The 14,991-nt window shown below is 72.8% G+C and carries 12 protein-coding genes and 1 pseudogene; 5 read left to right on the top strand and 8 right to left on the bottom strand.

What is annotated here, in order from left to right; all coding sequences use genetic code 11:
- Positions 1-5: 5 nt before the first annotated feature.
- The 3 genes from K7640_RS30815 to K7640_RS13980 are packed head-to-tail and all read right to left on the bottom strand — an operon-like array spanning position 6 to position 3,857.
- On the bottom strand, positions 6-968 hold the full coding sequence (locus tag K7640_RS30815) for a carbohydrate ABC transporter permease (protein ID WP_222955244.1): 963 nt from the start codon (positions 966-968) through the stop codon (positions 6-8).
- Positions 969-974: 6 nt separating this feature from the next.
- Complete coding sequence (locus K7640_RS13985) at positions 975-2,306, bottom strand: ABC transporter substrate-binding protein (RefSeq protein WP_222955243.1); 1,332 nt, start codon at positions 2,304-2,306, stop codon at positions 975-977.
- A gap of 39 nt (positions 2,307-2,345) precedes the next feature.
- Complete coding sequence (locus tag K7640_RS13980) at positions 2,346-3,857, bottom strand: alpha-N-arabinofuranosidase (RefSeq protein ID WP_222955242.1); 1,512 nt, start codon at positions 3,855-3,857, stop codon at positions 2,346-2,348.
- A gap of 139 nt (positions 3,858-3,996) precedes the next feature.
- Between K7640_RS13980 and K7640_RS13975 the strand changes: the two genes are divergently transcribed.
- Positions 3,997-5,001 carry a LacI family DNA-binding transcriptional regulator gene (locus K7640_RS13975; protein ID WP_222955241.1) on the top strand — a complete coding sequence of 335 codons (1,005 nt, stop codon included), beginning with the start codon at positions 3,997-3,999 and terminating at the stop codon, positions 4,999-5,001.
- Between the two features lie 148 nt (positions 5,002-5,149).
- Here K7640_RS13975 and K7640_RS13970 read toward each other — a convergent pair whose 3' ends face one another.
- From K7640_RS13970 to K7640_RS13960, 3 genes and pseudogenes are all read right to left on the bottom strand, one after another.
- Positions 5,150-5,875, bottom strand: a complete 726-nt coding sequence (locus tag K7640_RS13970) for a methyltransferase domain-containing protein (RefSeq protein WP_222955240.1) — start codon at positions 5,873-5,875, stop codon at positions 5,150-5,152.
- Between the two features lie 377 nt (positions 5,876-6,252).
- A pseudogene (locus tag K7640_RS13965) lies at positions 6,253-6,498 on the bottom strand (hypothetical protein); the annotation flags it as partial.
- A 38-nt stretch (positions 6,499-6,536) separates the two neighbouring features.
- Positions 6,537-8,174, bottom strand: a complete 1,638-nt coding sequence (locus tag K7640_RS13960) for an ABC-F family ATP-binding cassette domain-containing protein (protein ID WP_222955238.1) — start codon at positions 8,172-8,174, stop codon at positions 6,537-6,539.
- Positions 8,175-8,291: 117 nt separating this feature from the next.
- Here K7640_RS13960 and K7640_RS13955 point away from each other — a divergent pair, with 117 nt between their 5' ends.
- The 3 genes from K7640_RS13955 to K7640_RS13945 all read left to right on the top strand — a co-directional run bounded on the left by K7640_RS13955 (position 8,292) and on the right by K7640_RS13945 (position 9,891).
- Entirely contained in the window at positions 8,292-9,062 is a 771-nt protein-coding gene (locus tag K7640_RS13955) for an ROK family protein (RefSeq protein ID WP_222955237.1), read from the top strand.
- A 148-nt stretch (positions 9,063-9,210) separates the two neighbouring features.
- Complete coding sequence (locus tag K7640_RS13950; protein WP_222955236.1) at positions 9,211-9,576, top strand: M48 family metallopeptidase; 366 nt, start codon at positions 9,211-9,213, stop codon at positions 9,574-9,576.
- A gap of 60 nt (positions 9,577-9,636) precedes the next feature.
- Positions 9,637-9,891: a Smr/MutS family protein gene (locus K7640_RS13945; RefSeq protein WP_120680521.1), complete on the top strand. Its 255-nt coding sequence runs from the start codon at positions 9,637-9,639 to the stop codon at positions 9,889-9,891.
- 482 nt (positions 9,892-10,373) lie between these two features.
- Here the strand turns inward: K7640_RS13945 and K7640_RS13940 are convergent, their stop codons facing one another.
- Together K7640_RS13940 and K7640_RS13935 are read right to left on the bottom strand one after the other, a co-directional pair.
- Positions 10,374-10,976: a dihydrofolate reductase family protein gene (locus K7640_RS13940; RefSeq protein WP_222955235.1), complete on the bottom strand. Its 603-nt coding sequence runs from the start codon at positions 10,974-10,976 to the stop codon at positions 10,374-10,376.
- Between the two features lie 85 nt (positions 10,977-11,061).
- Entirely contained in the window at positions 11,062-13,440 is a 2,379-nt protein-coding gene (locus K7640_RS13935; RefSeq protein ID WP_222955234.1) for a M28 family peptidase, read from the bottom strand.
- Between the two features lie 307 nt (positions 13,441-13,747).
- Between K7640_RS13935 and K7640_RS13930 the strand changes: the two genes are divergently transcribed.
- Positions 13,748-14,953, top strand: a complete 1,206-nt coding sequence (locus K7640_RS13930; RefSeq protein ID WP_222955233.1) for a PP2C family protein-serine/threonine phosphatase — start codon at positions 13,748-13,750, stop codon at positions 14,951-14,953.
- Positions 14,954-14,991 lie beyond the last annotated feature (38 nt).

The raw sequence follows: 14,991 nt of genomic DNA, 5'->3' as shown, positions 1-14,991 counted from the left end.
CCTCCTCAGTCTTCCCGGTACCGGAAGAACCGGAAGTTCACCAGGCTGATCACGGTGAGCGCCAGCGCGAAGACGATGCTCATCGCGGCCGCCCGACCGGCGTCGTTGTCCCGCAGGCCCTCGTCGACGATCCGCCAGACCACCGTCCTGGTCTCCTCACCCGGTGCGCCCTGGGTGATGAGGAAGGACTGCCCGAAGACGTTCGCCGAGGCGAGGATCGTGGTGGTCAGCACGAAGAGCATGACCGGGCGCAGGCCCGGCAGGGTGACGTTGCGGAACCGGTCCCAGGCGTTGGCCCCGTCGACCCGCGCAGCCTCGTACAGCTCCGGCGAGATGTCCTGCAGGCCGGCCAGGTAGATCACCGCGTTGAAGCCGGAGGTCCACCAGACGGTCACCCCGACCAGCGACACCCAGGCCCACGGCACGTCGGTCACCCAGGGGGTGTCCGCGGGCAGCCCCACCGCGCCGAGCAGCCGGTTGACCAGGCCCAGATTGGCGTCGAGCAGGAACCGCCAGAGCAGGCCGATGACCGCCACCCCGAGCACGTACGGGGCGAAGTACACCGCCCGGAAGAACGTACGGCCCGGGAACGACCGGTTCAGCAGCAGCGCCAGCCCCAGCGGGATGACCACCAGCAGCGGCACCGAGAAGACGGTGAAGATGGCGGTGGCCCGCACGCTCGACCACCAGTCGCCGTAGATCGCCGACTCGCTGTCGAACAGATCCTGGTAGTTGTCCAGCCCGACGAAGGGCCGGTTGGGCAGTTGCAGGTCCCACTGGTGCACGCTCAGCCACAGGCCGAAGAGGATCGGCAGCAGGCCGAAGGTGAGGAAGAGCAGGAGGTACGGCGCGAGGAAGAGGTACGGGGTCGCGCGGTTGCCCGGCTGCGTCACGCCCCGGCGGCTCTTCCCGCCCGCCGGGGGCGACGCGTCCTCGCGCGCCGCCCCGACCTCGATCACGTCCGCCACGGGGAATCAGTTCCCGTACTTCTTGCGGTTGTCCTCGAGCTGCTTGTTGGCCTTGGCGACGCCGTCGTCGAGGGCCTGCTTCGGCGACTTCTTGTTCAGCGCCGCCTCGTTGAAGGCGTTGTAGAAGGTCAGGATGACCTCGCCGAGCCCGGGCGCGGCCGGCGGGAACGCCGCGTAGTCCAGCTCCGGGGCCAGCGTGGCGACGTTCGGGATGGCCTTGAAGTCGGCGCTCTCCCGGACCTCCTTGCGGGCCGGGATCTGGCCGCCCTTGGCCCAGTCCAGCGAGTGCTCGCTGAGCCAGTTGATGAAGACCTTCGCCCCGGAGATCTTGTTGTTGTCGGCGCCCCGCTGCTTGACGATGGTGAAGTTGTGCGAGTTGGCCCAGGCGGCCTTCTGCGTGCCGAGCTGGGGCAGCTCGGCGACGCCGATCTGCGCGTTCGGGTCCTTGGCGATGTCGTTGATCTGCCAGATGCCGTTGAAGTTGAACGCGTTCTTGCCGGCCTTGAGCGCCAGGTAGTCGGCGTCCTGGCCGACGTTGGCCGGGGAGTAGCCCTGCTTGATCATGTCGACCAGGAAGGTGCACGCCTCGACCGCCGGGTCCGAGTTGAAGGTGGCCTTCTGCACCTCGCCGTCGAAGAGCGTGCCGCCCCACTGGTGCAGCAGCGAATAGAAGGTCATGCCGCCGGTGAACTGGAAGGGGCTGACCCAGAAGCCCGGCACGCCGGCCTTCTTCAGCTCGGCCAGCGCGGCGGTGAAGTCGTCCTTGGTGGTCGGCGGCTTCTCCGGGTCGAGGCCGGCCTTCTGCATGACCGCCTTGTTGTAGTAGAAGCCCAGCGGGTGCATGTCCAGCGGGATGCCGTACCGCTTGTCGTTGTAGAGCCCGCCCTTCCAGACGGTCGGGGCGAAGTCGCCCTCGTTGAGCTCCAGCGTCTTGGCGACGTCGTCCAGCTCGTTGATCACGCCACGGGCGGCGAAGGTGGCCAGCTGGTCCATGTGCATCACGGCGATGTCCGGCCCGTTGCCGCTGGAGACCGCGCCCGGCAGCTTGCTGTAGTAGTCCTCCCACTGGTACGTGGTGACCGCCACGGCGATGTTCTGGTGCTCGGTGTTGAACTGCTGCACCAGCTTCTTGAAGATGTCGCCGTCGCCGCCGGTGAAGCCGTTCCACAGCTTCAGGTCCACCTTCGGCCCGGTGTACTCCTTGCCACCGTTGCCCGCGGCGCCGCCCGAGGTGGTGGCGCTGCCACCGCCGCACCCGGCGAGGGTCAACGAGGCGGCCGCGCCGAGACCGACGCCGAGGCCGAGCAGGCGCCGCCGGCTCAATTCGTTCTGGATCATGGGGTCTCTCCTTGGGGGACGGGGCAGGATTTTCCCTGGTCAGGGCCGGGTGGTAAAGCGCAGCACGTTCCAGGAGACCGCGGGCAGGCGCACGGAGCACCGGCCGGCGTCGGAGGCGGGGGTGGGTAGGGTCCGCGGCGTCACCCGGTCGGGCTCCGCCTCGGTGTTGATCGCTTCGGGGTCGTCGCCGGCGGCGAGGGTGAGGTGTTCCAGGCCGCGCAGGCCCGGCAGCCCGCGCAGATCGAGGTCGAGCGGCAGGGCTTCGGCCCCCCGGTTGACCGCGAAGACGGTCAGCTCGCCGGCCTCCTCGTCGTGCACGGCGACGGTGTCCAGCACCGGGACGGCGCCGTACCGCTTGGTCTCGTAGTCGGGGCAGACCGGCTCGGTGCGCAGCACCGTGCCGCGGGCGTACCGGGCGGTCAGGGCGAACGGGTGGAAGATGCTCTGCCGCCAGGCCGGCCCGCCGGTGCGGGTCCGGATCGGGGCGATCACGTTGGCCAGTTGCGCCTGGCAGGCCACGCCCACCCGGTCGGCGTGCCGGAGCAGGGTGATCAGCAGGTCGCCGACCACCACCGCGTCGACCGCGGTGAAGTTGTCCTCGATCAGCGCCGGGGCCTCGACCCAGCCGCGCCGGTCCAGGTCCTGCTGGAGGCGGGACTGGTACCAGACGTTCCACTCGTCGAAGGAGATCTTCAGCTTGCGGGTCTGCCGCTGTCTGGCGGCCACGTGGTCGGCGGTGGCGACCACCTCGGTGATGAAGTGGTCCATGTCGACGGCCGAGGCCAGGACGCTGGCCCGGTCGCCGTCGGACGGGTCGTAGTAGGTGTGCGCGGAGATGTAGTCGACGTGTTCGTAGGTGTGCTCCAGCACCGTCGCCTCCCAGGAGGCGAAGGTGGGCATCTGCCGGTTGGAGCTGCCGCAGGCGACCAGGCTGATCGACGGGTCGACCAGCTTCATCGCCCGGGCCGTCTCGGCGGCGAGCCGGCCGTACTCGTCGGCGGTCTTGTGCCCCACCTGCCACGGGCCGTCCAGCTCGTTGCCGAGGCACCAGAGCCGCACCCCGTACGGCTGCTCGGCGCCGTGCTTGCGGCGCAGGTCGGACAGCTGGGTGCCGCCCGGGTGGTTGGCGTATTCCAGCAGGTCGCACGCCTCCTGGACGCCGCGGGTGCCGAGGTTGACCGCCATCATCGGCTCGACGTCGGCCTCGGCCGCCCAGGTCATGAACTCGTTCAGCCCGAACGCGTTGGTCTCGATCGTCTTCCAGGCCAGGTCGAGCCGGCGCGGGCGGTCACCGACCGGGCCCACCCCGTCCTCCCACCGGTAGCCGGAGACGAAGTTGCCGCCGGGGTAACGGACCACGGAGACGCCCAGCTCGCGGGTCAGGTCGAGCACGTCACGGCGCAGGCCGAGCGGGTCGGCCGCCGGGTGGCCGGGCTCGTAGACACCGCCGTAGACGCAGCGCCCCATGTGCTCGACGAAGGAGCCGAAGAGCCGGCGGTCGGCGGCGCCGATCGCGAAGGCCGGGTCGATGGTCAGCTGAGCGACGTGCAAGGGGTGCCACCTTTCCTCACCTGTGCCGGGTGACTGCGATCACCCGTACGCCAGGTTTCTACAACGTTGTAAGCAACGTTGTAAAGGCCCTGTTACACGATAGAGTCCTGGGCTGGAAGCCGCAGAGGGGACGAGCGCCGTGCGACACAGACTCAAGGACGTGGCCGAGCGGGCCGGGGTCTCGGTCAAGACGGTCTCCAACGTGGTGAACGGCTACCTGCACGTCCGGCCGGACACCCGGGCCCGGGTCGAGGAGGCCATCGCCGAGCTCAACTACCGGCCCAACCTCTCCGCCCGCAACCTGCGCAAGGGTCGCACCGGGATCATCGCGCTGGCCGTCCCGGAACTGGACATCCCGTACTTCGCCGAGCTGGCCCGGCACGTGGTCACCGCCGCCGCCGAGCACGGCTGGACGGTCCTGATCGACCAGACCGGCGGCGGCCCGGAGCAGGAGCGGAAGGTGGCCGGCGGGATCGGCGACCACCTGATCGACGGCCTGATCCTCAGCCCGCTGGCGCTGACCGCCGACGACCTCGCCGGCCTGGCCGGCATCCCGATGGTGCTGCTCGGCGAGCGGATCGACCACGGCCCCGCCGACCACGTGGCGATCGACAACGTGGCCGCCGCCCACGCCGTCACTACCCACCTGCTCGGGCTGGACCGGCGCCGGGTCGCCGCGATCGGCGCCCAGCGCACCCCGGAGGGGGCCAGCGCCCGGCTGCGCCTGGCCGGCTACGCCGCCGCGCTGGCCGAGGCCGGCATCGAGTACGACGAACGGCTGGTGGCGCCCGCGCCGGCCTGGCACCGCGCGGACGGCGCGGCCGCCATCCGCCACCTGCTGACCTCCGGCGTACGCCCCGACGCCGTCTTCTGCTTCAACGACACCCTCGCCCTGGGCGCCCTGCGCGCGCTGCACGAGGCCGGCCTGCGGGTGCCCGAGGACGTGGCGGTGGCCGGCTTCGACGACATCGAGGACGGCCGCTTCTCCGTGCCCACCCTCACCACCATCGCCCCCGACAAGGAACGCATCGCCCACCTGGCCGTAGACCTCCTGGCCAACCGCCTAACGGGAAACCCGGACGCCCCACCCCAGGAACTGACCGCCCCCCACCACCTAATCCCCCGCGAATCCACCACCCCCTAACCCCACCCCACCCCCCTTGGCCTCCCCCGCCCCCGCCCGGGGGACCGCGCGTCGATCATGAAGTTTGCGTCGTACTGCCGGGCGTGTCATGACGCAAACTTCATGATCAACGGTTCGAGGGGGGGGTGGGGGTGGGTGGGGGGGTGGGTTAGTCGAAGAAGCGGGAGAGGTGGGTGGGGGTGGGGGGTGGGTCCTGGGGGGTTAGGGGGGTGAGGTCGGCGAAGATGCTGGCGCCGTCGCAGGCGGCGTGCAGGGGATGCCAGCGGGGGGTGCCGGGTGGGCGCTGGACGCAGATGCCCTTGATCGTCTGCACGTCCAGGAAGCGGACGTGGGTCGGGTCGGCCACCGCGTTGACGTGCCGCCACCAGGGGCTCATCACGTGCAGCACCCCGCCCGGCCGGAGCACCCGGTGACACTCGTCCACCAGCGGCAGGAAGTCGAGCAGGTGCTCCAGGATGTGCACCGCGAAGAGCACGTCCACCGAGTCGTCGGCCAGCGGCAGCGAGCCGGACAGGTCGGCGACCGCGTCCACGCCGGGCGCCGGGAAGATATCCAGCCCCAGGTTGCCCGGCCACTGCTTCTGCCCGCCGCAGCCCAGGTCCACCACCACCGGGTCCCGGCCGGCGACCCGGACCCGGCACCAGACCCCGTACACCCCGGCGAGCCGGCCCACCAGCTCGCGGACCCGGCGCAGCTCGGCCGGGTCGGCGGCCTCGCCGGTCAGGTGCGCGACCCCACGGTCGAACCGCACCTCGACCCCGGTCCCGCGCAGCCGCTCGTCATGCCGGAGCTGCTCGGCCCAGGCGTCGGTGAGAAAGCCGTCCACCGCCCGCAGCCGTTCGACCGAGGGCGGGTGCGGTGCCATCGCGACCATCCGGGCCACCTCCCGCCGCCCGTTACCCGCATCCTCGCCCGATATGCCACCCGCCCACCCGCTGCGGGCACCGCAACTTGCGGCGATTCGCGCCTTCGCCCGCTGCGGGCACCGCGACGTGCGGCAATTCGCGCCTTCGCCCGCTGCGGGCACCGCGACGTGCGGCGATTCGCGCCTTCGCCGGCTGCCGACGCCGCGACTTGCGGCAATTCGCGCCTTTGCCCGCTGCCGCTGCCGCGACTTGCGGCGATTCGCGCCTTCGCTGGCTGCCGACACCGCGACGTGCGGCGATCCGCGGCCGTTCAGCCCGCGATCGTCCGCCGGGTGGTGCGGCTGCCGGGGCGCATCCGCTGCCGGGGCTGCGGGGCGGGCGGCTTGGGCCGCTTGAGGTGGTACCGGTGCAGCTCGCTGCTGCCGGCCAGCGACGGGTCCTCGCTCATCGCCACCAGCTCCCAGCCCTGGTCACCGGCCCGGTTCAGGTGGGCCAGCGCGGTGTCGCCGTACGCCGTGACGTCCACCATCGAGCCGTCCGGGCCGTACCAGATGAAGACGATCTCCCAGCCGATGTCGGTCGACGCGGCCTGGCGGCGGCGGACCAGCAGCGCGTACTCCCACTTGAGCATGGAGTCATTGTCACCCCGGGTGGCCCCGCCGGCACGGATCAGCCTTCGGTGATCCGCCCGCCGTCCACCCGCAGCCGCCGGTCCACGTGCACCGCCTCCAGCATCCGCCGGTCGTGGGTGACCAGCAGCAGGGTGCCCCGGTAGCCGGCCAGCGCCGACTCCAGCTGCTCGATGGCCGGCAGGTCCAGGTGGTTGGTCGGCTCGTCCAGCACCAGCAGGTTGACCCCGCGCCCCTGGAGCAGGGCCAGCGCCGCCCGGGTCCGCTCGCCGGGGGAGAGGGTCCCCGCCGGGCGCAGCACGTGCCCCGCGCGCAGGCCGAACTTGGCCAGCAGCGTCCGCGCGTCCGCCGGCGACAGCTCGGGTACGGCCCGCCGGAACGCGTCGAGCAGCGGCTCGTCGCCGAGGAACAGCCCCCGGGCCTGGTCGACCTCGCCGACCACCACGCCGGGGCCCAGCGTGGCCTGGCCGGCGTCGAGCGGGAGCCGGCCCAGCAGCGCGCCGAGCAGGGTGCTCTTGCCGGAGCCGTTCGCGCCGGTGATCGCCACCCGGTCGGCCCAGTCGATCTGGAGGGTCACCGGGCCGAGGGTGAACCCGCCCCGGCGTACGACGGCGTCGCGGAGCGCGGCCACCACGGCCCCGGCGCGGGGCGCGGCGGCGATCTCCATCCGCAGCTCCCACTCCTTGCGCGGCTCCTCGACCACCTCCAGCCGCTCGATCAGCCGTTCCGTCTGCCGGGCCTTCGCCGCCTGCTTCTCGGTCGCCTCGGCCCGGAACTTGCGGCCGATCTTGTCGTTGTCGGTGGCCTTGCGCCGGGCGTTCTTCACGCCCTTCTCCATCCAGGCGCGCTGGGTGCGCACCCGGGCCTCCAGGTCGGCGCGGGTCTCGGCGTACTCCTCGAACTCGGCCCGGGCGTGCCGCCGGGCCACCTCCCGCTCGGCCAGGTAGGCCGCGTAGCCGCCGCCGTAGTGCCGGATCTGCTGCTGCGGCAGGTCCAGCTCCAGCACCCGGTTGACCGTGCGGGTGAGGAACTCCCGGTCGTGGCTGACCAGCACGGTGCCGGCGCGCAGCCCGGTGACGAACCGTTCCAGCCGCTCCAACCCGGCCAGGTCCAGGTCGTTCGTCGGCTCGTCCAGCAGGAAGACGTCGTACCGGCTGAGCAGCAGCGAGGCCAGGCCGGCGCGGGCCGCCTGCCCGCCGGACAGCGCGGTCATCGGGTGTGCCAGGTCCACGGTCAGCCCCAGCTCGGCGGCCACCTGCTCGGCGCGTTCGGCCAGGTCCGCGCCGCCCAGGCCGAGCCAGCGCTCCAACGCCTCGGCGTACGCGTCGTCGGCGCCCGGTATCCCGGCGGTGAGCGCCTCGGTGGCGGCGTCCAGAGCGGCCTGCGCTGCGGCGACGCCGGTGCGCCGGGCCAGGAAGTCCGCCACCGTCTCGCCGGGCCGGCGCTCGTGCTCCTGGGGCAGGTAGCCGACGGTCGCGGTGGGCGGGCTGAGCGAGACGCCGCCCTGTTCCACCGGCTGGAGCCCGGCCAGGGTACGCAGCAGCGTCGACTTGCCCGCGCCGTTCATCCCGACCAGCCCCACCACGTCACCCGGGGCGACCACCAGCTCCAGGTCGGCGAAGAGCAGCCGGTCACCGTGCCCGGCGGAGAGGTCCTTGACGATCATCGTGGCGCTCATGAGGAGCCCGAGCCTACCGGTGGGCCCCGCCGTCGCCGACGGGTTTCCCCGGCTGCTGGACGGACCGATCGCCGCACCCGGCGGCACCGCCGCCGATCACGAGGCAGACTCACACCCGTGGTGACCACTCTGGCGATCGACTGCGGCGGTGGCGGGATCAAGGCGTCGGTGCTGGACGGCGCCGGCACCATGCGCGCCCGCCCGCTGCGGGTGCCCACGCCGTACCCGCTGCCGCCGGCGCTGTTCGTGAAGACGCTGGTGGAGCTGGGTGGGCGGCTGCCGGCGGCGGACCGGGTGACGGTCGGCATGCCGGGCATGATCCGGCACGGCGTGGTGGTCGCGACGCCGCACTACGTGACCCGGTCGGGCCCGCGCAGCAAGATCGACCCCGGGCTGCTCGCCGAGTGGTCCGGGTACGACGCCCGCAGCGCGCTCGCCGAGGCGTTCGGGGCGCCGGCGCTGGTGCTCAACGACGCCGAGGTGCACGGCGCCGGGGTGGTCGCCGGGACCGGCTGCGAGCTGGTGCTGACCCTGGGCACCGGGCTGGGCAGCGCACTCTTCGACGGCGGGATGATCGCTCCGCACCTGGAGCTGTCGCACGCACCCGTGCGCTGGAACACCACCTACGACACGTACGTCGGGGAGCCGGAACGCCGGCGCCTGGGCGACGCGTTCTGGTCCCGGCGGATCCGGCAGGTGGTGGAGGGGCTGCGCCCGGTGGTCCACTGGGACCGGCTCTACCTGGGCGGCGGCAACTCCCGGCTGATCCGGCCCGAGCAACTGGCCCGGATGGGCGACGATGTCGTGGTCGTACCCAATACGGCCGGGATCGTCGGTGGCGTCCGGGCCTGGGACCTGGTCGGCGACCGCTACGACCCGACCCGCTGACCCGCCCGCTGACCCGCCCACGCCGGCGCAGGCGGACACCCCCACTTGCGGCGGTACGCGCACTCAGCGTCTCGGGGAACACTCGCGGTACTGCTGATGTTGTGCCAGCGTCGGGGGAGTGGCGGCGGGAGACGAGGGGGTGAGGGCGATGGATCTGCTGGCGGAGTACCGGCGGGCGACCATGTTCTTCGAGGCGGGTGACCCGACCGGAGCGGCCCGGCTGCTGGAGCCGATCGTCGAGGCCGAGCCCGGCAACTCCTCGGTCCGCCAGCTGCTGGCCCGGGCGTACTTCCAGTCGGCCCAGCTCACCCGGGCCGAGGAGCAGCTGCGCGAGCTGGTCGACCGGGACCCGAGCGACCACTACGCGCACCACGTGCTGGGCCGGACGTTGGAGCGGATGAACCGGCACACCGACGCGCTGCGGCACCTGCGCATCGCGGCGGCCATGTACTCGACGAACGACGACTACGCGACCGCGCTGCGGCGGGTCGAGGGCAAGGTCGGCGGTCGCTGACGTACGACGAGGGAAGGGCAGCCCGGGTGGGCTGCCCTTCGTCGTACCTAGGATGGACGGGTGAAGCTCAAGCTCGACCTCCACGACATCTACAACAAGGGCCACGACATCGACCGCGCGCTGCGCGGGATCATGGACGAGGCGGTGGCGAAGAAGGCCACCCTCGTGGAGATCATCCCGGGTAAGGGGTCGGGCCAGCTCAAGAAGAAGGTGCTGCGCTTCCTCGACCAGAAGGACGTCAAGCAGCTCTACCACCGGGTCGAGAAGGACTCGAAGAACTTCGGCCGACTGTTCGTGCACTTCCGCTGGAAGTAACGGCCGCCGGCCTGCGCTGGTCGAGTGGTCTGCGCGCGGGGGGCGGAAGCGGACGCTGCGGTGCGGTGCGGTGCCGGGCGCGCGGTGGTCCTTCTGGGACGCTACCAACTTGATGTCGTAAACGAATCAGGCCGGCGCGGGCCGCATTGACGGCCCGCGCCCCGCGGCGGGTTTTCGCTGGTCAGCGAGTTGGTGTCGGAGGCCGGCCGGCGGTCTTGTCGATCTCGCTGATTCGTTTACGACATCAAGTTGGTAGGCGGCGAAACGCTACGGTGTGGGCCGCTCGGCCACCTGGGCCCCGACAGCAAGCTCATGCCGTTCCAGGCGTCGATCAACCGACGGATGGGTATGGCTCGACGGCTATCAGCTCGACAAGCGCGGTGACGCCGTGGCCCGACGATCGATCTTCGTCAGGACGGCCGGGCTGCGCGTCGCCCCGGCCCACGCAGTGATCCGGGGGCCGGGGCAACAGCGCGGCACGATCAGGCAGACCGGCGCACCCGGTACGCCAGGTGGGTGACCTCGTTCCCCTCGACCACCCGGAACGGCCCCGCCAACTGCACCGGCCCGATCCCCAGCCCGGCGAAGAACGGAATCCCGTCCCCGAGCAGCACCGGCACCAGGTCCACGTGCACCTCGTCCAGCAGCCCCGCCTCCAGCACCTGCCGCGCGATCGTCCCGCCGTTGACCCCGACCTCCTTGCCGCCGGCCAGCTCATGGGCCCGCGCGATCGCCCGTTCGATGCCGTCGGTGACGAACACGAACGACTCACTCTCGGGCTCCCAGCCGTCGGGCACCGAGTGGGTCACCACGACCACCGGCTTGTCCAGCGGATGCCGGCCGCCCCAGCCCTTGGTCAGGTCGAACAGGGTGCGGCCGACGACCAGCGCCCCGGTCCGCTCGGTCAGCGCGTGCAGGTGTGCGGCGCTGGCCGCCGACGTCCGGAACGTCATCTCCGGGTGGGCGGTCGGCGTCTCCACGTCACCGTTGCCGTACCACTGGAAGAGGTGCTCGAACCCGCCGTGCGACGGGTCCGCGATGTAGCCGTCCAGGGACATGGTCGCGCCGGTGGTCACCTTGCTCATCGTGTTCTCCTCGGGTCGCATGACTAGCCTTCACCCGGGAGTAGAAGCCGGCCGGCCTCCCCTCGACATCCGCGCCGGAAAACTTCTAGAACTCGTACGTGCGGGCCACCGCCAGCATTTCCGAGCTGTGCGAGCCGACCACGCCGACGTCGGCCGGCCGGGGCCGGAAGCCGGGCAGCGCGTCCAGCCCGTCGCTGGCGTCCATCGCCCGCAGGTGCACCGGTTCAGCGGCCGACGCCAGGGTCAGCGTGACCTCGACGCCCTCCGGCGGCGGGGCGTGGAAGACGATCCCGAAGCCCCACCGGCCCTCGCGCGCCTTGATCGGCACGTCGCGCCCGGCCACCGTCGCCGCCTTCACGGTGGCGGTGGTGGTGTCGACGTGCAGCGTGAGCAGCCGTACCGACCGCTGCGGCGTCACCCGCACCCGCAGCATCCGCTGGTCGCCGTCGCGGGTGTCGGAGAGCGTCTCCAGCGTCGGCGCGGGCAGGTTCGCCGCCTGCGCCGGCCCGGCCCGCAGTTCGCCGTCGCCCAGGCCGGGGAAGTCGTCGGCGACGGAGGCCGGCCCGTCGACGTACCCGTCGGTCCAGGGCTGCGGGTCGTCCTCGTGGCTGAGCCAGCGCGCCTGGCCGGTGCCGGCGTCGAGGGCGTACATCAGGTGGGTGGGCACCGGGTGCGCGGCGTCGAACCGGTCGACGGCCAGGCCGACCGCGGCGAGCACCACGGCGGCGAGCCCGGCGGCGGCGGCCGGCAGCGCGCCGGCCCGGCGGGCCCGCAGCGCGACCAGGCCGCGCTGCCCGCCGGCCTCGGGGTGCAGCAGGTCGAGCACCGGCAGCGCGGCGAGCCCGAGCAGCACCGCGAAGAGCGCGGCCACCCCGCCCATCGCCATGCCGAGCGCGGGGAAGAGCAGCACCACCGTGGGCAGCAGGATCACCACGCCCACCGCGCCGGCCAGGGTCACCGCCACCACCGGCCACGGGCCGTCCGGCCGGGTGGCGAGCGCGGCCAGGCCGGCCAGCGCGCCGGCCAGGGCCGGCAGGGTCGCCAGGTACGCCCCACCGGGCACCAGCACCGCGAGCAGCACGCCGAACAGGGCCAGCCAGAGCAGCCCGCCGAAGGCGAGCGCGGCCGGCCCGGCCCACCGGCGGGTCAGCGCGTACCAGGCGAGCAGGATCGCGGCGGCGAGCGCCACCACGGCCAGCCGGTACCAGACCGGCCGGTACGGGTCGAGCAGCTCGGCGTAGCCGGGCCGGATCGTGGTGATCGCCGCCCAGAGCAGTTGCGCGGCCAGCGGGGCGAGCAGGATCGGCACCAGCGCGAGCCCGGCGCCGGCGGCGAGCCGGCCGCCGGTGGCCCGGCCCCGGCGGCGCAGCAGCCAGCCCAGCGCGCCGACCGCGACCAGCGCGAGCAGCGCCAGCGGCAGGGTCAGCCAGCCGGGGTAGCGGATCAGCCCGCCGGGCACCGGAAAGTACGTGGCGTCGTGGCCGGCGCGCAGCGCCGTCAGGTCGACGCGGCCGAACTCCCGGGCCAGCCCGAGCGCGTTGTCGCCGTGCATCTGGAGGCTGCCCCGGTTCATCACCGCCGGGGTGTCCAGCGGGGTGTGGTAGATCGCGCCGCCGTCGATGTAGGCGGAGTTGAGGCCGACGAAGCGGTGGTCGAGGAAGGCGGTGAAGTCGGTGTCGTTGGGCAACGCCCGATAAATCTCCACAGCGAAGGAGGTGCCCACCGGGTGCGGCGCGGCCCGGCCGAAGACGTCGACCAGCGCCGCGTTGTTCCGGGACGTCTCGAACATGATCACCGGGCCGGTGCTGCCCCGCGCCTCCAGGTTGAGCACCACGCCGCCGTCGGTGGCCAGCGGGTGGCTGGACGCGAACGCCGAAGCGCCGCAGAGGCACGCCTCCTCGGCGTCGGTGAGCACGAAGACGATGTCGTTGCGGGGTTTCGGCCCGGCGGCCAGCGCCCGGGCCACCTCCAGGATGGTGGCGGTGCCGGCGGCGTCGTCGTTGCCGCCGGGCCCGGACTGCACCGAGTCGTAGTGCGCGACCAGGAACACCCGGCCGGTCGAGTCGGTGCCGGGCAGCCGGGCCACCACGTTGCGCACCCGGGCCAGGGTGGCGCCGCCGGCCGCGCCGCTGAGCTGCCCGGCCTCCGCCGCCACCGTGTCCTGCACGTCGGTCTCCAGGCCCAGGCCGCGCAGCACCCCCTCGACGTGCGCCCGGACCTGGTCGTTGGCGGGGCTGCCGGCGACGTGCGGCCGGGCCCCGATCACCCGCACATCTTCGTACGCCCGCCCGGCGCTGAAGTCCGACGGCGGCGCGTCGGCCGGTCGGGGCGCCGGGGTGCTCAGGTCGACCAGTACGGTCGCGCCGACGGCGAGCAGCGCGGCGAGCGCGGCGACGGCGGCGAGTGCCCGCCGGCGCGGGCGGCTCAGCGCCCGGTCGGCGGCGCGGGTGGGGGGTGCGCCCACGGCTGCTCCTTGAGGGGGTGGTGCGGGGTGGGCATCATCCTGCCTCCCGCCCGGCGGGACGGGCACTGGGCGTCCGCTTTCGGCGCGGAACCGTAACGACGCGGCCGGAGAGTTCGCTCACCTGTTGTCGGCCGGCCGAGGCGACTCACACAACGCCGGTGCCGGACACCGTCGTGTTGTGTGCGACCGTTGTCTAATACAGGATCAGCAGGGCACTCGGAAGGAGCCCGACATCACCAGCGAACTCCCGCGTCTCGCGGCGGTGACCCGGCCGCCCCGGGGGACCGGCCTGTCCGGTTCCCCCGTCGTGCCCCGGGCGCTTTCGCACAGCGGCGTCGGGCGCCACACCAGCGTTCCGCCGGGTGACCGGCTCCGGGTCCTGCTGGTCGAGGACGACGAAGGCGACGCCTTCCTCGTCGGTGAACTGCTCGCCGAGACCAACTCGATGATCGACCTGCTGGTGGCCACCAGCCTGAGCGAGGCCCGCCAGCGGGTGATGGGCGTCGACTGCGTCCTGCTCGACCTCGGGCTGCCCGACGCGCAGGGCCTCGACGGGCTCCGCCAGGTGCTGGAGATGGCCAGCGGCGCCGCGGTCTGCGTGCTGACCGGCCGCTCCGACGAGCACCTCGGCATCGTCGCGGTGGCCGAGGGCGCCCAGGACTATCTGGTCAAGGGTCAGGTCGACGGCGTGCTGCTGACCCGGGCGCTGCGCTACGCGGTCGAGCGCAAGCGGGCCGACGAGAACGCCCGGCGGCTGCGCGAGGTGGAGCTGCGCCAGGCCGAGTCGGCCCGCCTGGAGCGCGGCCTGCTGCCCCAGCCGCTGATGAGCACCGACCAGGTGGCGGTGCACACCTTCTACCGCCCGGGCCGGCACGCCGCCCTGATCGGCGGCGACTTCTTCGACGTGGTGCAGACCCGGCCCGACCGGGTGGACCTGATCGTCGGGGACGTCTGCGGGCACGGGGTGGACGAGGCGGCGCTCGGCGTCGAACTGCGGGTCGCCTGGCGGGCGCTGATCCTCGCCGGCGTGCCGGACGACGAGGTGCTGCCGGCGCTGGAGCAGGTGCTGATGAGCGAGCGCCGGCTCCGGGAGATCTTCGCCACCGTGGCCACCACCCGGCTGGACCTGGACGCCAACCGGGCCACCGTCCGGTTGGCGGGCCACCCCCCACCGCTGTTGCTCTCCGGCGGTAAGGTCGCGCCGGTGCCGGCGCCGAGCGGTCTGCTGCTCGGCGTACGGCCCCGTCGGCCTGTCGCTTTCGACCTGGAGTTCGCCACCGATGACTGGTCCCTGCTGATGTACACCGACGGCCTGATCGAGGGGCGGGTGGGCGACGGCGACGAGCGGCTGGACGTGCCGGGGCTGGCCGGCCTGCTGGCCGAGCCGGGCAACCAGAGCGTCCCGCTGTCCGACCTGCCCGCCTGGCTGGTCGGCCGGGCCGAGCAGATCAACGGCGGCCCGCTCGCCGACGACGTGGCCATGCTGCTGGTGAACCGGGGCGGCGGCCGGTGAGCGCGAGGAGCGAGCCGGTCCTGCGAGCCCCGCAGTCG

It is taken from the genome of Micromonospora sp. PLK6-60, assembly GCF_019890675.1.
Lineage (GTDB): Bacteria > Actinomycetota > Actinomycetes > Mycobacteriales > Micromonosporaceae > Micromonospora.
This window is presented reverse-complemented; position numbering and strand designations above follow the sequence as displayed.